At 61.3% G+C, this 24,586-nt stretch carries 16 protein-coding genes and 1 pseudogene; 12 read left to right on the top strand and 5 right to left on the bottom strand.

Annotation, left to right across the window (positions count from 1 at the left end; genetic code table 11):
• Positions 1 to 16 precede the first annotated feature (16 nt).
• The 6 genes from HTY53_RS11805 (at position 17) to HTY53_RS25030 (ending at position 9,081) form a co-directional block, all read left to right on the top strand.
• A complete protein-coding gene (locus tag HTY53_RS11805) occupies positions 17 to 4,459 on the top strand; it encodes a glycosyltransferase (RefSeq protein ID WP_174106771.1) in 4,443 nt (1,480 codons plus the stop codon).
• A gap of 66 nt (positions 4,460 to 4,525) precedes the next feature.
• Positions 4,526 to 5,632 (top strand): non-hydrolyzing UDP-N-acetylglucosamine 2-epimerase, encoded by a 1,107-nt coding sequence (gene wecB, locus HTY53_RS11800; protein ID WP_174106770.1) that lies wholly within the window; start codon positions 4,526 to 4,528, stop codon positions 5,630 to 5,632.
• The gene (locus HTY53_RS11795; RefSeq protein ID WP_174106769.1) at positions 5,629 to 6,765 is read left to right on the top strand and encodes a glycosyl transferase; all 1,137 of its coding nucleotides are present in this window, start codon (positions 5,629 to 5,631) and stop codon (positions 6,763 to 6,765) included. Before wecB (HTY53_RS11800) ends, HTY53_RS11795 begins: the two co-directional genes overlap by 4 nt.
• A gap of 2 nt (positions 6,766 to 6,767) precedes the next feature.
• Positions 6,768 to 7,532, top strand: a complete 765-nt coding sequence (locus HTY53_RS11790; RefSeq protein WP_174106768.1) for a glycosyltransferase — start codon at positions 6,768 to 6,770, stop codon at positions 7,530 to 7,532.
• A gap of 17 nt (positions 7,533 to 7,549) precedes the next feature.
• A complete protein-coding gene (locus HTY53_RS11785; protein ID WP_174106767.1) occupies positions 7,550 to 8,635 on the top strand; it encodes an MraY family glycosyltransferase in 1,086 nt (361 codons plus the stop codon).
• A 281-nt stretch (positions 8,636 to 8,916) separates the two neighbouring features.
• Positions 8,917 to 9,081, top strand: coding sequence for a hypothetical protein (locus tag HTY53_RS25030; protein WP_368040977.1), 165 nt, complete (start codon positions 8,917 to 8,919; stop codon positions 9,079 to 9,081).
• A gap of 771 nt (positions 9,082 to 9,852) precedes the next feature.
• Here HTY53_RS25030 and HTY53_RS24770 read toward each other — a convergent pair.
• A pseudogene (locus tag HTY53_RS24770) lies at positions 9,853 to 10,171 on the bottom strand (DUF1153 domain-containing protein).
• Between the two features lie 659 nt (positions 10,172 to 10,830).
• Here HTY53_RS24770 and HTY53_RS11780 point away from each other — a divergent pair.
• The 6 genes from HTY53_RS11780 to HTY53_RS11755 are packed head-to-tail and all read left to right on the top strand — an operon-like array spanning position 10,831 to position 19,755.
• On the top strand, positions 10,831 to 11,664 hold the full coding sequence (locus HTY53_RS11780; protein WP_174106877.1) for an ABC transporter permease: 834 nt from the start codon (positions 10,831 to 10,833) through the stop codon (positions 11,662 to 11,664).
• On the top strand, positions 11,654 to 13,024 hold the full coding sequence (locus HTY53_RS11775; RefSeq protein WP_174106766.1) for an ABC transporter ATP-binding protein: 1,371 nt from the start codon (positions 11,654 to 11,656) through the stop codon (positions 13,022 to 13,024). The genes HTY53_RS11780 and HTY53_RS11775 overlap by 11 nt, the downstream gene beginning before the upstream one ends.
• On the top strand, positions 13,011 to 16,319 hold the full coding sequence (locus HTY53_RS11770) for a glycosyltransferase (RefSeq protein WP_174106765.1): 3,309 nt from the start codon (positions 13,011 to 13,013) through the stop codon (positions 16,317 to 16,319). Before HTY53_RS11775 ends, HTY53_RS11770 begins: the two co-directional genes overlap by 14 nt.
• An 11-nt stretch (positions 16,320 to 16,330) precedes the next feature.
• Positions 16,331 to 17,482 carry a UDP-galactopyranose mutase gene (gene glf, locus HTY53_RS11765; protein ID WP_174106876.1) on the top strand — a complete coding sequence of 384 codons (1,152 nt, stop codon included), beginning with the start codon at positions 16,331 to 16,333 and terminating at the stop codon, positions 17,480 to 17,482.
• Between the two features lie 49 nt (positions 17,483 to 17,531).
• On the top strand, positions 17,532 to 18,635 hold the full coding sequence (gene wecB / locus HTY53_RS11760; protein ID WP_174106764.1) for a non-hydrolyzing UDP-N-acetylglucosamine 2-epimerase: 1,104 nt from the start codon (positions 17,532 to 17,534) through the stop codon (positions 18,633 to 18,635).
• A 1-nt stretch (position 18,636) separates the two neighbouring features.
• Entirely contained in the window at positions 18,637 to 19,755 is a 1,119-nt protein-coding gene (locus HTY53_RS11755; RefSeq protein WP_174106763.1) for a glycosyl transferase, read from the top strand.
• Here HTY53_RS11755 and HTY53_RS11750 read toward each other — a convergent pair.
• The 4 genes from HTY53_RS11750 to HTY53_RS11735 all read right to left on the bottom strand — a co-directional run bounded on the left by HTY53_RS11750 (position 19,733) and on the right by HTY53_RS11735 (position 24,580).
• Positions 19,733 to 20,785: a glycosyltransferase family 4 protein gene (locus HTY53_RS11750; protein WP_438820950.1), complete on the bottom strand. Its 1,053-nt coding sequence runs from the start codon at positions 20,783 to 20,785 to the stop codon at positions 19,733 to 19,735. The genes HTY53_RS11755 and HTY53_RS11750 overlap by 23 nt on opposite strands.
• A 71-nt stretch (positions 20,786 to 20,856) precedes the next feature.
• Entirely contained in the window at positions 20,857 to 22,107 is a 1,251-nt protein-coding gene (locus HTY53_RS11745) for a lipopolysaccharide biosynthesis protein (RefSeq protein WP_174106761.1), read from the bottom strand.
• Positions 22,107 to 23,249 (bottom strand): glycosyltransferase, encoded by a 1,143-nt coding sequence (locus HTY53_RS11740; RefSeq protein ID WP_254599923.1) that lies wholly within the window; start codon positions 23,247 to 23,249, stop codon positions 22,107 to 22,109. Before HTY53_RS11740 ends, HTY53_RS11745 begins: the two co-directional genes overlap by 1 nt.
• Before the next feature lie 14 nt (positions 23,250 to 23,263).
• Positions 23,264 to 24,580, bottom strand: coding sequence for an exopolysaccharide biosynthesis polyprenyl glycosylphosphotransferase (locus HTY53_RS11735; RefSeq protein ID WP_174106760.1), 1,317 nt, complete (start codon positions 24,578 to 24,580; stop codon positions 23,264 to 23,266).
• Positions 24,581 to 24,586: the final 6 nt, after the last annotated feature.

Here is a 24,586-nt window from a genome sequence, read left to right as displayed (position 1 = left end):
CGAAGAAGCAATCTATATGACAAAGAAGAACGTTGAACTTACCGCCGCCGGGTCGGCCCTGATCGCCGACTCAGCCAAGATCATTGCCGACGGCGGCGCACTGATTGTCGTCGGAGAAAGAGCGGAGATCCGCGACCATGCGGTATTGGAGGCGGTTGGCGGCGGCATGATTGAAGTAGGAGACCGGAGCATTGTCGGCTACAACAGCTGGATCCATGGATCAGGCGGCGTCCGCATCGGCCGTGACGTGATGATCGGGCCTTCCGTCGCTGTCACGTCATCTTCCCACCGCTACGACCTGAATACCCCGATGTATCAGCAGGGGCTGCGCTTTGCCCCAGTTGTAGTCGAAGACGATGTGTGGATCGGCGCCAACGCCACTATAGCGGCGGGCTCGCATATTGGCCGCGGCGCAATTATCTCGGCCGGCGCCCTGGTTAAGGGGCAGGTGCCTCCTTACACGATTGCGGCAGGTAATCCGGCAAGAGTCGTGTCAAGACGGGATGTCCGGACGGTGCTGTTCTACACGCTGCCTTTGGTGATTCGCGAGAATCCACTGCTGTTCAACTGCATATTCGACCGATACATCGAGCTAGCCAAGTCGTATGAGGCGTTGGGTTGGCGCTGCGTGTTCGCTGGCACCGATGAACTCGCGCAGGCGCTCCGTGAGCGCGCCGACTGGCGGTCGCCAGCAAGGCTTGAAGTGGATTATCCGCAAGGTAGCGACTGGATGTCCGCATGGAAAGCGATCCTGTTGGGCCAACCGTTGCCATTCCATCAGGCCTATCTCGAAAGGCTGCTGGAAGATGTGAAGCCAGACATCGTCTATTGCTGGAACTATGATGGTCTATTACGGGACGTGTGCAATTCCCGCGCCATCACGCTGTCGTTCAACGAATTGGGGCTGTCGCGTCTGCCTAACCCGGTCGTTTACTACAGTGACCCTGTCGGCGTTAATAGTACCGCATCGATGTCAGCTTTTTGGGCGCGTTACTGTGAAAAGGAGCGTCTAGGTGCTATCAAAGTCGACCGTTGCTTGAGGGCCGAACAAATCCGCCCAAATTACCTGGTCGGCCCGGCACGCAAGAAGAAACTGTGCAATAGGTTTGCTCCGCGAACGGGCAATTATGTGCTGGTCTTGCTACAGGTCTCTGACGATTCGAATATTGTCGCCGGCGGAACTTTCCCTTCGATGAACGCTTATGTCGATTATTGCGTTGCCGAGCTCGGCAACGTCATCGACATCGTGGTCAAGCCTCACCCTGCCGAGCCGTATGTCCCCGAAGGCCCGCGGGAGGGGGTGACGATTGCCGGCCAGGACGACAATACGTGTGAGTTGATTGGTGCTGCGGAAGCGATTGTCACGATCAACTCTTCAGCAGGCTTCGAAGCCGCGATGGCAGGCAAGACCGTTTATGTTTTGGGAAACGCACCGTACGCCGGGCTCGGCATCACCATTGACGTGGCAGGCAGCCTCCGGGACGAGTGGGCGCGTAACCAGGACCGAGCGCCTGCCGATCCGGATCTACTGGACCGCGTGGCCGATTTTGCGTATCACCATTACTTCCTGCAGGAGCCGGCGTTCTTCGATGCGGGTGCGCACCTCTCGCGCTTCGCCGAATGGAATGGCGAAGCCGAAGCCTTGGGGCCAGCCAAGCCCTATTTGAAGGAGCTTGAGATTGACCGCTACTTGGCGCAGATCCGCGATCTGCGGGGGAAATGCCAGCAATATGAAGAGTGGATTGCCGCCCTGCAGAAGACTGCCGAGGATGTTGAGAGGGTCTCAACATGGGCAACGCAACTGAAGGGGGACCTCGAGTCCTCCCAGGCCGAGCGCGATCAGTTGCTGCAGACCTTGACTACGGCCAATGCAGAAAGCGAATCGCTACGCGCGCGCGTCGCCGAGTTGAGCGAGGCCCTTGAGCGCTCGCGAGCAGAGTTCGAGCGGACATTGACTACGGCCAATGCAGAAGGCGAATCGCTCCGCGTGCGCGTCGCCGAATTGAGCGACGCCCTTGAGCGTTCACGAGCAGAGTTTGGGCGGACCTTGACTACGGCCAATGCAGAAGCCGAATTGCTACGCGCGCACGTCGCCGAGTTGAGCGACGCCCTTGAGCGCTCGCGAGCAGAGCTTGACCAAGCGCAGCAAGCGCTATCGGCGTCCAACGCTAATGGAGAGTCGCTGCGAGCTCGTATTCAGGAGCTCGCTGAGCCGATTGCGGTGGACAGCCAGCAGTCAATTGCAGCGCTGAACGAAGAAATCGGGCGCCTCAAAACGAAGATCGACGAGATTTATCGGTCGCGCTCTTGGCGTGCTTCCGCGCCGTTGCGCGCGCTAGCCCGCATGGCCCGGCATCCGTCCACTGCGCGCCTGCGCCTGGCCCATGCCGCGGTGCGGCGGCGGGGCGGCTATGTGCAGGTGTCGAGACTCGCATATAAATACTATCAGCGCCACGGCCTGGACGGCATTGTGCGGCGCCTGCGGCTGCACTTTGACGGACAGGTTGCAAACATTGCTGCTGCCTCGGCAGTGATCCAAACGGTAGAAGCGACGCAGTGTCCGGACCCCTCGGAACTGTTGCCGGCGCTGTCTCCCCCACGCAACGCAGATGTCCTCGTCTTTGGTGTCATCGACTGGCATTTCCGGTTCCAGCGCCCGCAACAGTTGTCCTTGGGATTCGCCAAACGCGGACACCGCGTTTTCTACATCAGTTCGGAGCTAATTCCCGCGGATCGCCCCGGCTTCTTAGTATCGCCAATTGAGGGGTACGATGGAGTGTTTCAGATCAAATTCCACCTGGTCGGTCTGCCAAACATCTATAGCAGCCCGGCACCGGAACGGCAGCGCCGTCAATTGCTGGCTGGCCTTGCCATGCTGGTGGAGTGGACCCAGGCGTCCGAATATCTAAGCATCGTCCACCATCCATTTTGGTTACCCTTGGCCAGAGCGTTGCCGCGCAATTCGCTCGTCTATGACTGCATGGACCACCACGAAGGCTTCGGCCACAGCGCACCGGAAATGATTTCAGCAGAGCGCGCGCTCATGAGCGAGGCGGACGCGCTTGTAGTGACATCGGGCTGGTTGTATGACGTGGCGCACCAGCGCAATGTCAATACGACGATCGTTCGCAATGCATGCGAGTTCGACCATTTCGCAAATACGCCGGCGCAGAGGTTTCAAGACAAGCATGGCCGTCGCGTGATCGGGTATTACGGCGCCATAGCAGAATGGTTCGATCTCGACTTGCTGGGGAAGGTGGCGGAGGCATTCCCGGACTGTCTGATTTTGTTGGTAGGCGCGGATACATGCGGTGCACAGCAGGCCCTCAAGGCATATCGCAACGTGGAGTTTGTCGGCGAAGTTCCCTACAGGGAGCTGCCGTTTTATCTGTATGGTTTCGATATCTGCTTGCTGCCGTTCCGGGTCATCGACCTTACGTTGGCCACCAATCCCGTCAAGGTGTACGAGTACCTGTGTTCGGGGAAGCCCGTGGTGTCGGTGGATCTGCCGGAATTGCGCCAGTTCGGTGACCTTGTCTACACGGCGGACAACGCCGACGGCTTTGTTTCGCAATGCCGGGCGGCGCTGGCATTCGACAATGATGCTCCCCTGCGTCAACGACGGATCGAGTTCGCGCGCCAGCAAACTTGGGAGCATCGCGCGCGCGAATTGGAGGAGGCACTAGCCGGCTCAGTACGGCCGCTAGTCAGCATTGTGGTCGTCACCTACAACAATCTGGACCTGACTCGCAAGTGCCTGGACAGTATTGAGCGCCATACCACCGGTGTCCGCTACGAAGTGGTTATTGTCGATAACGCCTCGCAGGACGGCACGCCGGAGTTCCTGCGCGACTATGCTGCAAGCCGTCCGTTCGTCCGCCTCCAGCTCAACAGCGACAATCTCGGTTTCTCCGCAGCGAACAATCAAGGTTTGGCGATGGGTAAGGGCGACTATCTTGTCATTCTGAACAATGACACGGTCGTCACCAGTGGTTGGGCAACCGGCTTTATCCGGCATCTGCGCCGTGATCCGACCATCGGTCTGATCGGCCCGGTGACAAACAATATCGGCAATGAGGCCAGGATTGAGACGACATACCAAAGCCTGGAAGAAATGCCGGCCGAAGCAGCTCGCTACACGGTCGGCCACATGGGTGAATCGTTCGATATCCACACGCTTGCGTTCTTCTGCGTGATGATGCCGCGGACAGTGTACGAACGCATCGGGGGGCTGGATGAAGCCTTTGGACTCGGATTCTTTGAGGACGACGACTATTGCCGGCGGGTACAGGAAATCGGCATGAAGTGCGTGTGCGCGGAGGACGTTTTCGTCCACCATAATTTATCGGCCTCATTTAACAAGCTTGGCGAAGAGCGTAAGCGGAAGCTGATGGAAAAAAACAAGCAAATCTACGAAGCCAAGTGGGGCGCTTGGGTGCCCCATCAGTACCGCCGTTAAGTGGTATACGAGAAGAGAACGACGAGGCAGCATGCCTCGTCCAGCTAATCTGGATGATCATATTGCATGGAAAAAAAAGCAAAACTGATGTGCGTCGTCGGCACGCGGCCTGAGGCCATTAAGATGGCACCGCTGATTACGCGACTGCGTAAGGAGCGCTGGGCCAATTGCCGCGTGCTTTCCACCGCCCAGCATCGTCAGATGCTGGATCAGGTGCTGGAAGTGTTCGATATCCAGCCGGATATCGATCTGAACATCATGCGCCCAAATCAGTCCCTGACGGAGTTGACCTCGCGGCTCCTGATCGATGTCGATGCCGTGCTTGAGAAGGAGCAGCCCGACGCAGTGATAGCGCAGGGCGATACCACCACGGTGATGACCGTTGCGTTGGCATGCTTCTATCGGCGTATTCCCTTTGGCCACGTCGAGGCGGGGTTGCGTACGGGGGACATGCTTAGTCCATTCCCCGAAGAAATGAACCGCGTAGTTGCGGGACGCATCGCGCGTTGGCATTTCGCACCCACGGCCTCGTCGAAGGAGAACCTGCTGCGTGAAGGTATTGCAAGTGAGGCCGTCACTCAGACCGGAAATACGGTGATCGATGCACTGATGGATGTTGTGGATCGTTGTGACGGTCTCACGCCCGTAGTCGGCGGAGGCCGGCGTCTGGTGCTTGTCACCTCGCACCGGCGAGAGAATTTCGGCGAGCCGTTCCGTGAGATTTGCGAGGCGATCCGCGACTTGGTCATGGCAAATGACGATATCGAGATCCTGTACCCGGTTCACCCGAACCCAAACGTTCGCGATACAGCGCATGCCATGCTGGGCGGCCTGCCTCGTGTGACACTTACCGAGCCGCTCGACTACCTGCCTTTCGTTGCCGCAATGAAGCGGGCTTATTTGATCCTTAGCGATTCAGGCGGTGTCCAAGAGGAAGCACCGGCGTTGGGTAAGCCAGTGCTGGTGTTACGCCGGGAAACGGAACGTCCAGAGGCCGTTGAAGCGGGGGTCGTCAAGCTCGTCGGCCCGGACCGCCGCCGTATTGTCGAGGAATCGCAGCGGTTGCTTGATGATCCGAACGCCTACGCGGCCATGGCGCGCGGTGTATCGCCTTATGGCGATGGGCGGGCGGCCGAGCGGATCATCGGCATCCTGCGGCAGCATTTTGCATGACCAACCTCGTCTACCTTTCGCCCGTTCCGTGGTCGTCCTTCTCACAGCGCTCCCACAAGTTTGTTGAGTGGTGGCATATGCGGCAGGGTGGGGCGGTGCTATGGGTCGAACCCTATCCGACCCGGCTGCCCAATCTCGGAGACGTGCGAAGGCTGCGCGGCAAGAATGGCGGAGGCGCGCAGCAGTTGGCCGTACCGGACTGGATCCATGTTGTCAGACCAAGCGCTTTGCCTATCGAGCCGTTACCGTTTTCCCGCTGGCTGAATCGGCCCTTGTGGCAGGCTTTGATGGCGGCGGTGGAGCAATTCTGCAAGCGGGGCCAGGCAGTCCTCGCCGTGGGAAAACCGTCGCAATTGGCGTTGGAATTGCTGTCACGTCCATGGTTTGGTGCGACGGTTTTTGACAGCATGGATCATTTTTCCGCCTTCTATCGCGGCCTGTCACGTCGTGTCATGGCGGGTCGGGAGCGCCAAGTGGTAATGACGGCCACCGCAGTAATGGCGTCCTCGAGTGCGTTGTGTAAACAATGGGCGCCGGTGAGCCGGGTAGTATTGCCAGTGTTCAACGCCTGTGATCCGGCCGTGCTGCCCCCTTGGCGAAATTGTGACGGCACTAGCCGCTCGCGAGCCGTGTTTGGCTACGTCGGTACATTGGGGCCCTGGTTCGACTGGCGTGCTGTGCTGGCACTGGCGCATGCTCGACCCGACGCGTTGGTCAGACTGATTGGCCCGGTGTTTGGCTCCGTCCCCCTAGTTTTGCCCAGTAACGTCGAGATGCTGCCCGCTTGTTCGCACGATCAGGCCATGCGCGCGGTCGCGGATTTTGACGTCGGTCTGATTCCGTTTTTGCGCAATACTTTGACGGAGTCGGTCGACCCCATCAAGTACTACGAGTACCGAGCGATGGGGCTACCTGTGCTTTCGACCGGTTTTGGCGAAATGCGCCAGCGGACCGGGGAACAGGGCGTGTTTCTTGCCGACTCTCCGGACCAAATCCGTCGTGCATCGGAACAGGCGTTGGATTGGAAGGAGCCCTGGGAAGCAGCATTGGATTTTCGCCAGCAGAACAGCTGGTCAGAGCGTTTCGATCGTAGCGGCGTCGCAGAACTACTTGGCGTCCCTTCACGGGTCTGACCATGCCCTGTTTCCCGACGCTCTCGCTTTCCGTTGTCAGCCACGGACACGACGCGCTGCTGGCCGCCCTAATGCGCGATCTGGGGAGTGCCAGTCGTGTTTTCCCCGATATTGAGGTCATCGTTACGGAGAACATCCCCGGTAATGCCAGCGCTCTGGCCGAGACGGCGGGGTTCCCATGCCGCGTGATTTGCAATCCTTCGCCGAAGGGGTTCGGTGCGAACCACAACGCGGCCTTCCAGCTGACGCGCGCCCAATATTTCGGTGTATTGAATCCAGACCTGCGAATTCCAGATGTCACGGTTTTCGCTCAATTGATTGAAGTGCTGCGATTGCGTCCTGGTGTGGCTGGACCCCGCGTCATGGGCCCAGAGGGAGCCATTGAAGATAGCGCACGCAGGGTGCCCACACCGCGGCGCATTTTCGAGCGTGCGGTGCTGGGCCGGCGCAGGCCAGATTATGCGTGGGCCTCGGAGGTCAGCATGGTGGATTGGCTCGCCGGCATGTGCCTGATGTTCGATCGAGAGACATACGAAATGCTTGGCGGATTCGACGAGCGCTATTTTCTGTATTGCGAAGATGTGGACATCTGCTTGCGTGCCCATCTAGCTGGCCGCTCGGTGTCGTGGGTTCAGGCAGCGTTCGTCGTGCACGATGCTCGCCGCAAGACACTGCGGAACAAGCAGCATTTCGCTTGGCACGTTGCCAGCCTGGGCAGGCTTATGACGTCCAGTGCCTATCGAAGGTATATGCAGCGTTCGCCTTAGGACGGCATCCCAACATCATGTTCGATTTCTTCTGGATCCCTCTTTTCACAGCGCTTATCGCCGCCACAGCGGTGCTGCTGCTGCGACCGCTAGCGCGCAAGGGTGACCTGCTGGACCGTCCCGGCGGGCGGAAGCGCCATGGTGACGACGTGCCGCTCGTGGGCGGCATTGCCGTGACATTTGCTGTCTGGGTGGGTGCGATCGCCTTCATGCGGGAGCAGGGCCACTACGCTGCCCTGCTTGTTGGTCTTACCGTGTTGGCTGGCGTCGGCGTAATTGATGATTCCCGCGGGATGTCTCCGATAACGAAGCTTGGGTTTCAGATCTTTGCCGCCATTCTGATGACGTCCTGGGGCGGTGTCTTTCTGATGTCGCTGGGCGACGTGCTCAGCAAGCGGGAAATTGTGTTGCAGAACTGGGGCATTCCGTTGACCCTCTTTGCTGCGGTGGCAGTGATCAACGCGATGAACATGATGGATGGGCTGGACGGACTGGCCGGCGGAATGGCCCTGATCATCTTCGCCTGGTTCGCATATCTATCTGGCGAAGTGCTCAATTTTTCCGCACAACGTCTATGCGTCGTCATGTGCGGCGCGCTTGCAGGCTTTCTCTACTTCAATTTGCCTCATCCGCTGCGCGGCCGCTACCGGGTCTTTTTGGGCGACGCCGGCAGTTTAATGTTGGGTTTTGCCATCGTCTGGTTCGCGGTGGAGCTGTCGCAACCACAATATAACGGTGGCAGGCACGTGCCGCCGGTAGTGATGTTGTGGGTCTGCGGCTTCCTATTGATCGATCTGCTGGCAGTGGTGTTGCGCCGGGCTTTGCTGGGGCGCAATCCGCTGTCGGCTGATCGCACACATTTGCACCATTTCCTCCTGCGCTTGAACATACGACCGCCATTGGCGGTTCTAACAATCCTGACGAGCAATGCTCTGCTTGGCTTGTGCGGCGTACTGGCGTGGCGCTACGGCGTACCGGAACACATCATGTTCCTCGCCTTCGTGCTTACCGCGGCGGTGCACTTGCTGGTGATGGGGAATGCCGCCAGATTTTTGCGGCGAATGCGGAAAGGCCTGCAGACCTTGCGCGGCCGAAAGGATTGAGCGGGACAGTTTGCATAGATCCGTATTGAGACGGAAGGCGATTCCACAAAAGAATTATCATTCTTGCTCTTCGCTATCCGACTTTGCACGGTCACAACATAGAGGCTTTGCAAGAGGATGATTCATGTGGCGCGGATTTACCCTGGCGATTGCTTCCTGGGCGAACCGCGCAGCTGCTGCCTTGTCCGGTATGTCGACAAAATGCTCCATGGAATCGATGCTGCAGCTGGCGCGAGTCTCTCTAATCTTGCCATGGTGTCGCGGATGGGGTGGAGGTCCACATGCTGACTTTCACAATCCTGGTCAAACTGTTCGACGCCCCGCCTTTTGTCGCCGGCTTTGTGTCATGTTATGCGAGTGTCACGTTCGTGTGGTGTGTATCGCTAAAGATGGTGTTTCGCCGTAGAGCCAGTGGGCGGAACGTATTTTTGCTGGAACCGCCGTGATTGGCAATGTAGCCGAGCGAGTTTTCTATCCGCGTTAGTTTGTATCTAAGCCGTGCCCGGCGTCCCCGCTATCGCCCCGCATCCAGCCCTGATCGAGCAGCCGTGGCGCGATAAACGTAAGCAAGGCGATGCCCAGCACCCGGGCCCACGATCGGTATAGCGGTCATGAGCTAGTGGAATTTGCTCTGGTTAAGCGGTTAATGAAAACGCCTCAGCCGGTGTCTTGATTCGAAGCGCTTGCTGCGGGCGCTGGTGTTCGTAAAAGCGCCCAATTACGCGGCTGGCATGCTGCAAAGTTTCGAAGCGGTGGCGATGAGCGCAGTTCTCATTGAGCGTGCGAATCGGCCGTTCGCATAGCCGCGTACTGATGCGGTAGCTGCGGCTAATGATTACCAAGCCATTGTGCGAGCGCAGTAGAAACACGCCGGCACCCGGCCCAGCGTACCGGCGGTCGGGGCGTGCTCCAAGGCTCTGCAAGCGGTGCAGCCATTGCCGCTGCGCGACAGATGCGAGCTCAGCAACTGTCGGCTATGGCAGTCAATCACGAGGGCCAACGTGGCCAAGCCATCGCGGCCCGCCCAGGTTCGGCACAGATCAGTCGACCAGCGTTCATAGGGCATCGTAGTCACCGTTGGCAGGGCCCCGATGCGACGCCTTAACCCTATGGGGCGTTTGCAAAGCTGCTAGCCCCATCAACTGGAACACCCGCTGCACCGCGTTCTCGGTGAACCCCAACAACTGGCAACCGTCCGGTACCCAGGCGACGGCGACTCATCGATCGTGGCCTTGACCGGCGCAGCGAACTTGGGATCGACCTTCGGCGCCCACTTCACCGGCTTGTAGCTCGGCGTACGCCTCTTGCAGGCCTTTCAGCTGGCGCTCGTACTGCTGCGTACACCGGGGATTGGCTCGCAAGGCGTTGTCCATACGCTGCTTGCCGTCATCGACTCACTGTTCTCCTCCGATGGCGACAGGTCGTAGTGAGGCTCGCATCCGCCACGGTGGTCTTGCCCTGAATTACGTCAAGCATGGGCGCGCCCTCGCGCTTGGCTGTCCAGCATTTGATGACTCCTTCCATCTTCGTGGTCAACGTCGCTTTCTTTATTGTGACTTGCGCAGCATTTCATTGGGCCGTTACATGGCGGCCTTCAGCTTCTCCAATCGAGCGGATCCAAGTGGACACACGCCTAAGCCAAAGTCGGTAGAAAGCCGACAGGTGCCCTGAGAACCCAACACCATCCCGACGCCTTTTGCTCATGTTCAGCATGCCGCACTCATTAGCGATAGAGTCGTCCTCACAAGCTCCTTAGCAGCTGATGGCAACCAGCCGTACTTGCACCGCCTCCGCAGTGATACCTAAGCCCCCCGAGGGCTAGACGATCATGCCTCGTCGGCTTAACGTTCGGGCGTGGTACGCCACCGGTCATCCGTATGATGGCCTAATGGAGCCGCGCCCGATATCGTGGGAGGAAATGGCCGATGTCCCAGCGCCACCGACCACAATCCACGTTGTCCGCCGGCAGCACACAATCGGCGTTGAACTATAACGGTCAAGAGCTCCGCGACGGGCCGCCGACGACACCTAAGAATGGAAACCTAAGCGCCCGTGGTCTGGCTCATGATCCGGGGCTTTCTGGAGAACGCGTTGCCACTCGCTTTTTGCTATCAACACACCCCCGCTGGGGAGACCGGCGGAAACGCGCCCTGGCTATCCCGCAGCATCCCGGCTCGCAAACATGGAGGCGCGAGATGAACCCGCACGTCTCGGTCGCTACTAGTCCGCTCCATCTCCTTGGCAGCCTCCATCGGAACCGCGATCTCATTATCCAGATGACAAAGCGCGAAGTCATCGGGCGCTACAAGGGATCCGTGATGGGTCTGGCGTGGTCATTCTTCAACCCCATTCTTATGCTGACGGTTTATACCTTTGTGTTCTCGGAGGTGTTCAATGCGCGTTGGGGGACATCGGCCGGAGCTCAGAGTAAAGGTGACTTCGCCATTATGCTTTTCGTTGGGATGATCGTGCACGGGCTGTTCGCGGAGTGCATCATGCGCTCGCCGACCGTCATCACAGGGAATGCCAACTACGTCAAAAAAGTGGTGTTTCCGTTGGAAATACTACCCTTGGTGGCATTCGGCGCATCGCTGCTTCATTCCGGTATCAGCCTACTCGTGCTGCTAGTCGCGCAGGTTGTGATCACCGGATCACTACCATGGACAGCCATCTACTATCCATTGGTCGTCGTGCCCCTTGCCCTCGGCTCAATGGGCTTCGCCTGGTTCCTCTCCTCGCTCGGAGTCTTTGTTCGGGATGTCGCTCAAGTCACAGGCATCGCCGCCACCGTCCTGCTTTTTCTGTCACCCGTCTTCTTCCCAGTCTCCGCGCTGCCCGCCCAATACCAGTTCTGGATGCAGCTCAATCCGCTGACGGCGATCATCGAAGAGAGTCGCAAGGTTTTGGTACTGGGGCAGTCCCCGGACTGGTCGGTCTTGTTCGTGTATGCCGCAGTTAGCATCGCTGTTGCTTGGTTCGGCTTTTGGTGGTTCCAGAAGACGCGCAAGGGGTTCGCCGATGTCCTCTAACGTCGAAGTGCTCGAGGCGATCGAGAGTCCGACGTCGCAGACTGTTGCGGCGGAAACCAGGCCTTTCGCTATTCGGGCGGCGGGCTTGGGGAAGCGCTATGAGATATACGAATCCGGGCGTGCCCGCTTGAAGCAGTTCATCCTGCCAAAGTTGAGGCGGCTGGTAGGCATGCGTGCCGTCGACTACTTCCGGGAGTTCTGGGCGCTTCACGATGTGTCGTTTGGAATTCGAAAGGGCGAAACCGTGGGTGTGATCGGGCGCAACGGGTCCGGGAAATCCACGCTGCTGCAGATCATCTGCGGGACGTTGACCCCAACATTGGGCACCGTGGAGACCCACGGGCGAGTCTCTGCGTTGCTCGAGCTGGGCGCGGGCTTCAATCCGGAGTTCACCGGGCGAGAGAACGTTTATCTCAACGGGGCAATCCAGGGCTTCACCCGGTCTGAAATGGACGCTCGCTTCGACGACATCGCCGCCTTCGCCGATATCGGCGGTTTCATCGAGCAGCCGGTCAAGACCTACTCAAGCGGCATGTATGTTCGCTTGGCCTTTGCGGTGGCGATCAGCGTCGACCCCGACATTTTGATTGTTGACGAAGCCTTGTCGGTTGGGGACGTGCGATTCCAAGCCAAGTGCATGAAGCGAATCAAAACCCTGCAGCAACAGGGAACGACCATTCTCTTTGTCAGCCACGACGTCGGCTCGGTGAGAACCTTGTGCGACAGGGCTATATGGTTGGATGAGGGAAGGCTACGCATGGATGGCGATGTGTTTCCGGTGACAGGGAGTTTCATGGGGCACCTTTTCGAGGGGGATATCGCAGAACTGGAAGAAGCGACGATGGGTGCGGCCGTTGGCTCGCCGCACGATCATTCCGAAAGCCAGAAGGGCTACGACACCAAGCCGGTTACGCACTGGGGCTCGCACATCGGCTGTATCCGGAACGCCGGCATTTACGGGGCGGACGGACAGCGGGCCGACGTCTTTGAGCTCGGCGAAGACATCGAAGTGCGTATCGAGTTCCGCCCGCCTCAAGTGTTGGAGAGAGAGGATCTCAGCGTGGCTTTCTCGATCAAGGACCTGAAGGGTAGCGACCTCATCGTCTCTTCCACCCACGATCAGAAACGCATGCGGTTCGATTCGGACAGCGGCTCGTATCGCGTTGCCTTTCGCTTTCGCAATCCGCTCGTCACGGGGCGCTATCTACTGGTCGCGGCGGTAGAGAACCGCGCAAGTCCCGCCATTCACTATTACGAGTACCTCGAGGGTGCGCATTACTTCTCGTCCTCGGCCGCGGCACGCCTGTTCGGCGTGTTTCAACCGGATATCACCCAGGAGGTGACCCGTGTACAAGGATGACATCGAGATCAACGACAAGCAGTACTGGGACCTGCGCTTTGAGACGGATTGGGATACCAAGAAAGGGCGGCAGCAATCCCGTTACTTCGCGCGGATGGCCATCCAGAATCTGCCCTCGTGGTTCCTGCAACTGGCCCGAGCTCAGCGCATGACGATATGCGACTGGGGCTGTGCGGAGGGTGATGGCACCGACGTCCTGGCGGACCATTTCGGCGCCGAATCTGTCACCGGCATCGACTTCTCCGATGCCGCTATCCGAAAGGCGGTCTCCTTTTACCCGCAGCTCACCTTCCTAGTGGAAGATTGGTTGATGGCCGCCACGCCGTCGCAACAGTACGACGTCGTGTTCTCGTCCAACACGCTGGAGCATTTCCGCGACCCGCAATCGACGCTGCAACGCCTGCTGTCGGCCTCAAGAAAATGCGTGATTCTGCTTTTGCCTTACCGGGAGTTTGAACGGCACCCGGAGCATCACCATACGTTCGAAGCATCGAACCTCGCCTTTGCGCCGTCGCCCGATTACGCGCTGGTCCATTCCACAGTGATCGACGCCAGCCGGCACCACCCGTGCTACTGGCCGGGCCTGCAAATCCTGCTTGTCTATGCACGTACCAGCTTTCTGGCTGATAGCGGGCTCGTTCTCAAAGACCTTAGCATCACCGATGAACATGCTACGGCGCTGCGCGACCGTCTCGTCGATACGGAGCAGGCGCTTGCGAATCGCGATGCCAGCATTGCGCAGCTGAACGATGCGATCGAAGAGCGTGAGGCCCGGATCAGCGCACTTGCGGGCGACCTTCGCGCCGAGAAGAAGCGATCGTCCCGGCTGTACGCGCAAGTCGCCGAGGGCAGGAACGAACTTCAGCGGATCCGCGACGTTCTGGCAACCCGCGACCAGGAACTTCAGGGAGTGGCACGGGAATTGGCGACGATCAAGGCCACCAGAGGATGGCGGTACCTGACGGTACTGCACCGGGTACGCAAGCGGGTCTTGCCGGAAGGGTCGCTGCGCTATCGCGGTGTCCGCACGCTGTTTCGCGGCGGACGGTTCCTGGCCCGCTGTGCGCGTAACGCCAACCGACGCAATCTCGGACTGTTCCTTAACTACATGCGGCTATACGGGCCGCGCGTGGCTCTGGATCGAACCCGAGCCTACCTGTCCAGGGCGCAGAGCTTTGCACCGGCCGAGCACGCGGTAATGCGCGTTGACGTACGGGCGAACGGACGCGCCGACGAGCTGCTGGCCTACCTGCGCGACAGGCAGTACGCGGGCGTCTTCGTCATGGGGTCATGCTGCATGGGATGGCATGAGGTCTTCAAGCAGCGGCCTCACCATATCGCCGATTACCTGATGTCTGCCGGTTATCTGGTGCTCTGCGCCATGAACCCGGTCTACCAGGAAGACTTCACGGACTGCATCAAGCGCGACAGTGAGCACCTCTTCCTGGTCAATTTCGACGATCGCGATATCTGGCGCCAGTTTATCGACCTGCTCGCGGTGGAGAGCAAGGCGCCGCTGTTCTATCACCTTGTCGGAACGGAGCCGGGCACCACGCTGCATGATATCGAGCGGTTGAAGCGGTTGGGCTACACCTTCATGTACGACTTCATCGACGAAATCTCGAAGGAAATCAATCCGGGGATTTCGGATTTCTGTCTGCTGCGTCATGAATATCTGTTGCGGGACGAGGACGTGCTGGTGGTGGCGTCGGCCGACAATCTCTATCGGCAGTGTTCGCGTTACCGCAAGCGGAACCTGATCTGCGCGCCGAACGGGGTGCGGCTGGAAGACTGGACGCTGGAAGACAACGCTCCGGTTCCGGAGGAGATTCAGCCAATCGTCGAGGAAGGCAAGCCAATCGTGGGTTACTACGGAAGCTTCGCCGCCTGGATGAACTACGACCTGATCAAGGCACTGTCCCGCGCTCGTCCCGATGTGAACATCGTCATGATCGGCTACGACTACGAATGGGGAAAGGGCGCCTTTGCCCAGAGCCGTATTTCCGAACTGCCCAACGTTCACATTCTGCCGGCGCAGAAATACCACCGTCTCAAGTACTTCTCGCGATTCTTCGATGCGGGGATCGTGCCGTTCCGCGAGTACGAGCTGACCAAGTCGGTTTCGCCATTGAAGATGTTCGAATACATGGCGCAGGGCATTCCGGTGGTGACCAGTGGCATGGACGAGTGCCGCAAGTACGAGTCGTGCCTGGTCGCCGAGGACGAGGAGGACTTTGTGGCCAAGGTCAGTCATGCGCTGACGCTGAAGAACGATCCGGAGCATCGCGAAAGGCTGCGCCGCGACGCGGAGGCCAATACTTGGGCATCGCGCGCCAGGGCCATCGAAACGGCAATGCTCTCCATGGTGAACACCACAGACGGCAAATTGCTGACGGTGGTGGTACCGACCTACAACATGGAGGCATTGCTGCCGCGCTGCATGGACAGCATGGTCGCGCCTTCTCAGCTCGGCCGGCTGGAGGTGATCGTGGTCAACGACGGGTCCAGGGACGGCTCCCTGGAGTTGGCGCGGGAATACGAGAAGAAGTATCCCGAAACCGTCAGGGTCATCGACAAGGAGAACGGCGGCCATGGCTCGTGCATCAACGTCGGCATTCGGGAGGCGACGGGCAAATACTTCAAGGTCGTCGATGCCGACGATTGGCTGGACCCGGTGGACCTGACGGAGCACCTGCACTATCTGCAAAAGGTGGACGCCGACATGGTGGTCACCAACTACCTGCGCAGCTTCGACGGCGGTCGCAGTGAACTGGTCTCTTATGCCGAACGGCTGGAGGAAAGGGACTATGCGGTGGCCGACTTCTACCGGCAGTTGATGGTCGACAACTCGAGCCTGTCCTATGCGCACATGCACGCCATCACCTACCGCACGAGTTTGCTGAAGGACAACGACATCCGCATCACGGAAAAGTCGTTCTATGTGGACCAGGAATACATCGCCTTCCCGCAGAAATTCATCGGCAAGGTCGCTTACGAAAATCTCGCGCTCTACCGCTACTACATAGGCAGACCGGGACAGTCGGTCGCGCCCGAGGTGGCACGAAAGCGCGCGCCGGACAACCACAGGATTCTGCGAAACATCATTTCGCTGTATGAGTCGTTGCCCGCGAGTTCGGAGCGTCGACCTTATCTGCTCAATATCGCGTTTCATCACGCCTGGTTCTACCTGACCTACAGCGATGACGACACCGCGAAGCGTGAATTGATGCAGTGGTGGCAACGGACCAACTGGGCGATCAGCAATGAGCTGAATCGGAACTTTCGCATCCTTTGAAAGGAGCGGCCATGAAGAGGATCGCTGTTGCGGGTGCGGGCCTGTCAGGCGCAGTGATCGCGCGAGAACTGGCGCTGACGGGGGAGTATGAGATCGACGTCTTCGAGGCACGGAGCCATGTCGCCGGCAATTGCCATGCGGTGCGCGATGCCGAGACCGGCATCCTGATCCACAAGTATGGCCCGCATATCTTCCATACGAGCAACGAACGGGTCTGGAACTACATTCAGCAGTTCGATGAATTCATGCCCTTTACGAACCGGGTGAAGGCCATCACGCAGGGGCGTGTCTTTTCGCTGCCGGTCAATCTGCTGACCATCAACCAGTTCTTTGGCAAGACGTTCTCGCCGGCGCAGGCGCAGGCGTTTCTGGAATCCCAGGCCGACACCTCCATCGTCGAGCCGAAGACCTTCGAGGAGCAGGCGCTGCGCTTTGTGGGGCGCGACCTGTATGAGGCCTTCTTCAAGGGATACACCATGAAGCAATGGGGCATGCATCCCTCGGAACTGCCGGCGAGCATTCTGAAACGGTTGCCTGTTCGCTTCAACTACGACGACAACTACTACGCCAGCACGTTCCAGGGCATGCCCCGAAACGGGTACACCTACATCGTGGAGAAGATGCTGGAACACCCGGCCATCACGGTGCACCTGAATACTGCCATGTCGCGCGATATGGCGGCCGGGTATGGCCACCTGTTCTACAGCGGTCCGATCGACGGCTGGTTCGGCTATTCGGACGGCCGGCTCGGATACCGAACGCTCGATTTCGCCGAAGAGCGCCATCAGGGCGATTACCAGGGCAATGCGGTGATCAACTACGGCGATATCGACGTGCCGTGGACTCGCATCTCGGAACACAAGCATTTTGCGCCGTGGGAAAGTCACGAGCCGACCGTGATCTTCAAGGAATACAGCCGGTTCTGCGAGGAAGGCGATACGCCTTACTACCCGATTCGTCTGGTCAACGAAAAGGCGCAGCTGGCGCGATACATCGACAGAGCGCGCGCGGAAACGCATGTGACGTTCGTCGGCCGGCTCGGCACCTATCGGTATCTGGACATGCACGTCACCATCGCCGAGGCGCTGGACGTGGTGGAGAAATATATCGCCGCGACTGCCGCGGGGGAAACGATGCCGGCGTTCGCGGTCGACCCCATCTGAGCCCGGCCGCTTGCGGTCCACTGTTCATCCCTGTCGTATCGGACCTGCCATGAAACGAAAGATCCTTTGTGCAGTGGGTACCCGTCCGGAAGCGATCAAGATGGCCCCTGTCATTCGTGCGCTGGCGCGGGAGCCCTGGGCCGAGGTACGGGTATTGGCCACCGCGCAACATCGCCACATGCTGGATCAGGTCCTGAAGATCTTCAATATCGAGCCGAATATCGATCTCGATATCATGCGGCCAAACCAGGCGCTGACCACGCTGACCGCCAGACTGCTGCTCGATCTGGACGATGCCCTGCAAGCCGAGAAGCCGGAGGCCGTGCTGGTGCAGGGCGATACCACGACCGTCATGGCGGTGGCGCTTACCTGTTTCTATCACCGGATTCCGATCGGGCATGTCGAAGCCGGGCTTCGCACCGGTGACATGGCGAATCCCTTTCCGGAGGAGATGAACCGGGTGGTGGCAGGGCGGCTTGCGCAATGGCATTTCTGCCCGACCACGAACTCGAGCGAGAACCTCAGAAGGGAAGGAATACCGGAGTCTGCCATCCACGTCACCGGCAACACGGTGATCGACGCGCTGCTCGACGTGTCCGCTCGCTGCGATAGCGCCATGCCGGCCGTCGGCGACGGGCGCCGCCTGATCCTGGTCACTTCCCATCGGCGCGAAAATTTCGGCGAGGCGATGAGACAAACGTTCTGTGCCGTGCGGGATATCGCCGACAGCAACCCGGACGTGGAGATTCTCTACCCGGTGCATCCGAATCCGAACGTTCATACGCTGGCGCACCAGATTCTCGGCGGGCATCCGCGCATCACGCTGTGCGAGCCGCTCGACTATCTGCCGTTTGTGGCGGCGATGAAGAAGGCGTATCTGATCCTGACGGACTCCGGCGGCGTTCAGGAGGAAGCGCCGGCCCTCGGCAAGCCGGTGCTGGTGATGCGCAGGGAGACCGAACGCCCGGAGGCCGTGGTGCAGGGCGTCGTCAGGCTGGTGGGCCCGGACTACGACGCGATCGTATCGAACACCCAGCGGCTGCTCGACGACCCCGCCGCGTATGCGGCGATGGCGCGCGGCGTCTCTCCATACGGCGACGGACGCGCGGCCGAGCGCATCGTCAACGTGCTGCGCGAGCGCTACGCCGGATAACATGCGTCTGCTCTATTTCGCTCCGGTGCCGATGGCCAGCTATTGGCAGCGCCCGCATTACTTCGTCCAGCATATGGTGACGAAGGCGGACGCCGAGGTGCTGTGGGTCGATCCTTATCCGACACGGTTGCCGCGGCTCGCCGATTTTTCGCTGTTGGCAAAAGGCTCCGTTGCGCGGCATGTTCCGGTGAGCCGCGTGACGACGCAGCGGACTGGCGCGCTGCCCATCGAGCCCCTCCCCGGTTCGGAGCTGATCAACCAATTCTTCTGGCGTGCGGCGTGGCGGCAATGCGAGCAGTTCTGTCTGCGTGGGCCGGCGGTCGTCGGTGTCGGTCGGCCATCGAAGCTCGCAGTGCGCGCCTTGCAAACGTTCGACGCGAAATGCCGTTTTCTGGATGCCATGGACGACTATCCGCTGTTCTACCAGGGGATATCGCGCCGAAGCATGTCCCGGGTGGAACGGCAGCTTGCCGACATGGTCGACGTCGTGATCTGCTCGGCGAACGGCCTGAAGCAGAAGTTTCTGAGGCTGACGGCGGGCAAAGCCGCGGTGGACGTGGTGCCGAACGGCTACGACATGAGCAGGCTGCCGCCGGTCGAGAGCTGTACGCGACGGACCGGCGCAGCGATCGGCTTTGTCGGGACGATGGGCGAGTGGTTCGACTGGGACCTGGTCGTGGAACTTGCGCGGGCACTGCCCGAACAGCAGGTCCAGCTGATCGGCCCGGTACGCAGCCAGGTACCGTCCTTGCCACCGAACATTCGGGTCGCTCCGGAATGCACGATGCAGGAGGCGATCGAACATTGTCGGACCTTCGCCGCCGGCTTGATCCCATTCAAGATCAACGCGCTCACCGCATCGGTCGATCCCATCAAGTTCTACGAGCTACGCGCGCTCGGCGTGCCGGTGTGGTCCTCGGCCTTTGGAGAAATGCGGCGTCGCATCGACGACGAGCAGGTAGAGCGCATCGAAAGGGGCATGGATTGGCGTTCGCTGTGGGCGCGGACCACCCGGCGCTCGCCCTCGACCAGCGACATCGCGCAGTTCCGCGAACAACACGATTGGCAAGGCCGCTTCAACCACGCCGTCACGCTGCTCAGATCGAGGACGCGGGCCTGACGGTTTCGCCGTTTCCTTCTGGCCCCGCCAGAAGCGTTTCCCATTGCCGGCCGATTGCCGGGGCTTCGTAGCGCGCGGCGAACGCTCGGCCCGCCTGCCCGATCGCCATGGCGCGATTCGGCTCACGAATCAGCGAGCAAATCGCGGTGCCGAACGCCGCAGCATCGTCCGGCGGGACGGCGATCGCCACATCGCGACCGGTCAGCAGCTCTCTGGGGCCGGTTTCGCAATCGGTCGACACGACCGGCAATCCGAACGCCATGGCCTCCAACAACACGAGCCCGAACCCTTCGTAACGCGACGGCAGGCAGAACAGGGACGCCTGCCGATACAGCGGTTCGAGCTCCTTTCGCGCCGGCAGCAAGCGAACGCAATGCTGCAGACCCAGTGCATCGCGCTGGTTCACCAGTTCATCGCGCAGCTCTCCATCGCCGACGATATCGAGCCGCCAATCGGGACACTGTCTATGGACGAGCGCCCATGCATGCAGCAGCACGTCGAAGCCTTTGGCATGGGTGAGTCGCCCGACCGCCAGCGCGATCTTCGATGTGACGGGCGCCGGCTCCACCGGCATCGCCAGCGGCAACGCGTTCGGGATGACGACGATGTTCCGGCACCGAAGGGCGGCTTCCCATTTCCGGCGGTCGCGGTCAGTCAGGACGACGACGTGTTCGCAGTTCCGTGCAGCAAGACGGCGGGCGATTCGCCGGGCGCGCCGTCCAAGATCCTGATCGAAGTTGCAATGTTCCCATGCGATCCGACGGATCGGTAACCCGACACAGGCGGGCAGGGTGAACAGCGTCAGCATGGTGTCCACCTCGATCAGCACATCGATCCGATGGCGCTTCACATACCGCCGAATGCCGAGCACCGTGTCGACATATCGCCGTTTGAACGAGGGGCGCTGCGCAAACAAGGCCTCGTGCCGGACGGTGGGTTCGAGTGCAAAGCAACTGGCCGCATCCCACAGGCTGACGATATGCACCGCGTAGCCGCGCCGAGCCAACTCGTTGGCAATCACCGCGGTCATGCGCTCGGCGCCCGCGAATGCATTCAGAGTGCCTGTCAGAAAACAGACCGTCGGTCTCCCCTGGCGACCAGTCATGCCACTCGCACTCGCGCCACCGGCCGGCATCGCCACCAGATCCCGAGCCCCACCAGTACCGCCGCGGCATTGCCCAGGGCATAACCGGCCACCGCCCCCCACGCGCCATACCGCGGCACCGCAACGAAATCGAACGCCAGTACCACGGCCAACGTGCCGGCCCACTTCGCTGCGATCCACTGCGGCTTTCTCAAATACACCGGCAGCAACGTCAGCGCCATATCGACAAACAGCAGCACGCTGGCAAACGCAGCGACGCCGAGCAGCGCGATGGCGGCCCCGAACCGCTCGCCGTAGAGCAGGTGGACGATCCAATGGGAGCTCGCGGCGATCACCGTGGCGCCGGCCAGCCCTACGCCGCCGAGCAGCAGGGCCAGCCATCCGATATTCCGCCGTGCGGCCTGCGCATCGGTTTTCGCGTAGACATAGACCGGCGCGACGCCCGCTGCAATGATCGTCGCCGCGGCCGCGTAGTTGTCCAGGATCTGCATGGTGGCGGCATAGGCGCTGAATGTCTCTGCCGACACCACGGGCTGCAGAATCAGCTGATCGACCCGCCGCACCGCCATCATGGTCATGAAGCTGACCCAGAACAGCATGCCGCCGCGCAGCAGTTGCCCTGCCATGCGCGTGTCGAACGGCACTCGCCGCAGCGGGACTTTCAGCAGGTAGTAGGCGCCGAGCAGGGCGGCCAGCACCACCGGCTCGGCGGCGAAGGCGATGGCAAATGCCGGGGCGGAAGCCGTACCGGCAATGAACAGGCCGGCCACCGCGGCGACTTTCAGGCTCAAGGACACCAGGCTGAAAACGGTGCCCGGCCGGTTATTGGTATGCGCCTGCATCCACGCGCTGACGACGCCGGCGGGTTCGCGCAGCAGGATGGCGACGCCGAGCAGCAGGGCGACGATCCAGACCTGCGGTGCCGCACCGACCAGGGCGAGATAGCCGCACATCAGCGCATAGCCCGCCGCGCCTGCCATCGCGCGCAGCACAAACGCGTGGCTCAGCAGCCGATGCTGCGCCGCCACGGCCGGCTCCCGCACCAGCCACGGCACGACGACTTCACCGCCGCAGATCAACGCCACCGACGCCGCGATCGTCACGACTGCCTGCGCATACTGGAAATGCGCGAATCCCTCGGGCCCCAGGCCACGCGCCAGCATCGCCACAATGCCGATGCCGGCCACCACCTGCAGCCCACGTTCGGCCAGCATCCAAAGCAGATTTCCCGCTACCCGCCGCCGCATCAGGCCAGCTCCGTGCGGGCATGGCGCGTGCCGGCGAGCCGTCCGTAGCAGGCCAGCCACTGCGCGCTGACGGCATCCAGTCCCAGGGTCGTATCGATATGCCGATGCCGCGCCGCCTCGTCGACGGCGGTGCCACGCCCGGTCTCGAGCGCCCCAACCATGGCGCGGGCGAGGGCAGGCGCGTCTGCGCGCGGCACGATGTGACCGTGATGGCCCAGCATCTGGGCCACGCCGGCGGCGTCCGTCGCGACGACCGGGCAGCCGCAGGCGAGGGCTTCGCCCACCACGAGCGGCATGCCCTCGATATCGGAAGACAGTACGAACAGGTCCGCGGCGTTGAGCAGACCCGGCACATCGTCCCGCGTACCTAGCAGTTGCACATGCCGAGTCAAGCCAAGGGCGGCGATGCGCGCGGCCAGGGCACTGCGCAATGGCCCGTCCCCGGCGATGCGCAACTGGACGTCGGCGTCGGCGCCGCCAAGCTGCACCACACGGGCGAAGGCGTCGAGCAGCAGCGCCTGGTTTTTCTCTTCCACCAGCCGCCCGACGTGCAATACCAGCCGTTGTCCTGGCGCGATGCCGAGCGCGGCGCGCGTGTCGGCGCGCAAGGCCGGGTCCGGGCGAAAGCGCCGCGTGTCGATGCCATTCGGCACGACCGTGATACGCGGCTCCGGCACGGCACCCAGCGCGATCATGCGCTGCCTGCCTTCGGCGCTGACGTGCGTGGTCAGCGCGGCCAGCCGGTCGGTCCAGCGATAGGCCAGCATGCGCGCCTTGCCGCCCTCCCGCACGCTGTGCGCGGTGCAGACCAGCGGGGGCATGCCGCCCAGCGCAACCAGAGCGCGAGCGAACAGGTTCGCGTGGACCATATGGCTGTGCAGGACATCAGGCTGCCATTGCCGCACCAGGCGCCGCGCGTGCAACAGGGCGGCGGCAATCGACCAGGGCGCCTTCGTCATGCCGAGCGATACGGTGGTGACGCCGGCGGGCAGCGCGACTTCGCGGCCGGCGGTAAGGCTGACGACCATCACGGCGTGACCCAGGGCCGCAAAGAGGCTGGCCAGTGCCGCAACCTGCTGCTCAGCGCCGCCCAACCGCAGTCCGGTCGTCAGCAACACGATGCGCATCGGTGCGGGGGACATGGCCGATCCCCGCATCACCGCGCCCCATATCCAGTCAACAACGTCCGCACCGTCTTCACCGCCACCAGTAAATCCAGCGCGAAGCTGCAATGCTTGACGTAATACAGGTCGTAGCTCAGCTTGGTCACGGTCTCTTCATGCGTGCCCGCATAGCCCTGCTGGACCTGCGCCCAGCCGGACAGTCCAGGCCGTACCAGATGCCGGTACGGGTAGTAGGGGATCGTGTCGGCAAAGCGCTCGACCAGCGGCACCTGTTCGGGACGCGGTCCGATCAAACTCATGTCCCCGGTCAGCACGTTCCACAACTGCGGAATCTCGTCGAGCCGGTATTTGCGGATGACGCGGCCGACGCGCGTCACGCGAGGATCGCGCCGGGCGGCGAAGCGGGCGGTCTCCTGCGGCGCGCTCTCCATGCTGCGGAACTTCAGCATCGTGAACGGCTTGCCCAGCAGGCCGACGCGTGTCTGCCGGAACAGCGCCGGGCCGGAGGAATCCATGCGGATGGCCACCGCCACGGCGAGCGCGGCGGGCAAGGCGAACGGCGCCAGGCACAGCACCGTGGCGACATCGATGAAGCGCTTCAGGTAGCCGTAGAAATAATGCGCGGCATGATCGTCGAGGAAGTTCTCGTCGATATGGTCGAGTCCCAGCCGGCCGGTCAGCATCTCCCCGACCCGCTCGACCGAGTAGATCCGCACGTGGCTCATCTTGTAGCGCGCCAGCAGCCGTGTGCGTTCCGGGTCCGCGGCGGCGCTGCGGTCGAGCATCAGGCCGTCGCAGTGCACCGCGTCCTCGATCGATGCGATCGGCTCGAAGCGTGTGCGGCCCGGCGGCAGCGCGCCCGGCATCGCCAGCAGCTGCTGCAATTGGGCCAGCGCCGCGGGATCGGTGTAGCCGAACACCGGCACGTAGTTCTGCACATAGCGCCGATAGCCGGCCCAGATCCACGCCAGCGTGGTCAGATAGCCGAGCAGCAGCGCGCCTCGCGAGTACGGAATCTGGAAGGCGGCGAAGGCGAACAGCAGCGCAACGAAGGGCAGGGTCGCCGCGAGCCCGACCAGGCTGTTGCCTTCCATCGCCGGCAGATGCAGCGAGCGGTGCAGCAGCACGAAGGCGAGCAGATACGGCGCGATCGACCACAGCAGCGTGCGCGGGAACACGTGGGTCACGTAGCCGGCCTGATGGGCGGCCTCGGCCAGTCCCATGTTGAGCGCGAACGGCAGCAGGCCGAGCAGGGCCCAGCCCAGCATGCGGCTGGCGCGGCGCATCGTTTCGGAGCCGCGGGCGCGGATGGTCAGAGCGGGACGGGCGCTGCCCGATGCCTTGTTCATGCGCAT

The organism is Cupriavidus gilardii (assembly GCF_013314895.1).
Lineage (GTDB): Bacteria > Pseudomonadota > Gammaproteobacteria > Burkholderiales > Burkholderiaceae > Cupriavidus > Cupriavidus gilardii_C.
The sequence above is the reverse complement of the archived record's forward strand: the minus strand, read 5'-3'. Positions and strand labels throughout refer to the sequence as shown.

Bases quoted from the DNA above. Each gene is read 5' to 3' on its own strand.
- HTY53_RS11805 (WP_174106771.1), top strand. From the start codon at position 17: ATGACAAAGAAGAACGTTGAACTTACCGCCGCCGGGTCGGCCCTGATC.
- wecB (WP_174106770.1), top strand. From the start codon at position 4,526: ATGGAAAAAAAAGCAAAACTGATGTGCGTCGTCGGCACGCGGCCTGAG.
- HTY53_RS11795 (WP_174106769.1), top strand. From the start codon at position 5,629: ATGACCAACCTCGTCTACCTTTCGCCCGTTCCGTGGTCGTCCTTCTCA.
- HTY53_RS11790 (WP_174106768.1), top strand. From the start codon at position 6,768: ATGCCCTGTTTCCCGACGCTCTCGCTTTCCGTTGTCAGCCACGGACAC.
- HTY53_RS11785 (WP_174106767.1), top strand. From the start codon at position 7,550: ATGTTCGATTTCTTCTGGATCCCTCTTTTCACAGCGCTTATCGCCGCC.
- HTY53_RS25030 (WP_368040977.1), top strand. From the start codon at position 8,917: ATGCTGACTTTCACAATCCTGGTCAAACTGTTCGACGCCCCGCCTTTT.
- HTY53_RS11780 (WP_174106877.1), top strand. From the start codon at position 10,831: ATGAACCCGCACGTCTCGGTCGCTACTAGTCCGCTCCATCTCCTTGGC.
- HTY53_RS11775 (WP_174106766.1), top strand. From the start codon at position 11,654: ATGTCCTCTAACGTCGAAGTGCTCGAGGCGATCGAGAGTCCGACGTCG.
- glf (WP_174106876.1), top strand. From the start codon at position 16,331: ATGAAGAGGATCGCTGTTGCGGGTGCGGGCCTGTCAGGCGCAGTGATC.
- wecB (WP_174106764.1), top strand. From the start codon at position 17,532: ATGAAACGAAAGATCCTTTGTGCAGTGGGTACCCGTCCGGAAGCGATC.
- HTY53_RS11755 (WP_174106763.1), top strand. From the start codon at position 18,637: ATGCGTCTGCTCTATTTCGCTCCGGTGCCGATGGCCAGCTATTGGCAG.
- HTY53_RS11750 (WP_438820950.1), bottom strand. From the start codon at position 20,785: ATGACCGCGGTGATTGCCAACGAGTTGGCTCGGCGCGGCTACGCGGTG.
- HTY53_RS11745 (WP_174106761.1), bottom strand. From the start codon at position 22,107: ATGCGGCGGCGGGTAGCGGGAAATCTGCTTTGGATGCTGGCCGAACGT.
- HTY53_RS11740 (WP_254599923.1), bottom strand. From the start codon at position 23,249: ATGTCCCCCGCACCGATGCGCATCGTGTTGCTGACGACCGGACTGCGG.
- HTY53_RS11735 (WP_174106760.1), bottom strand. From the start codon at position 24,580: ATGAACAAGGCATCGGGCAGCGCCCGTCCCGCTCTGACCATCCGCGCC.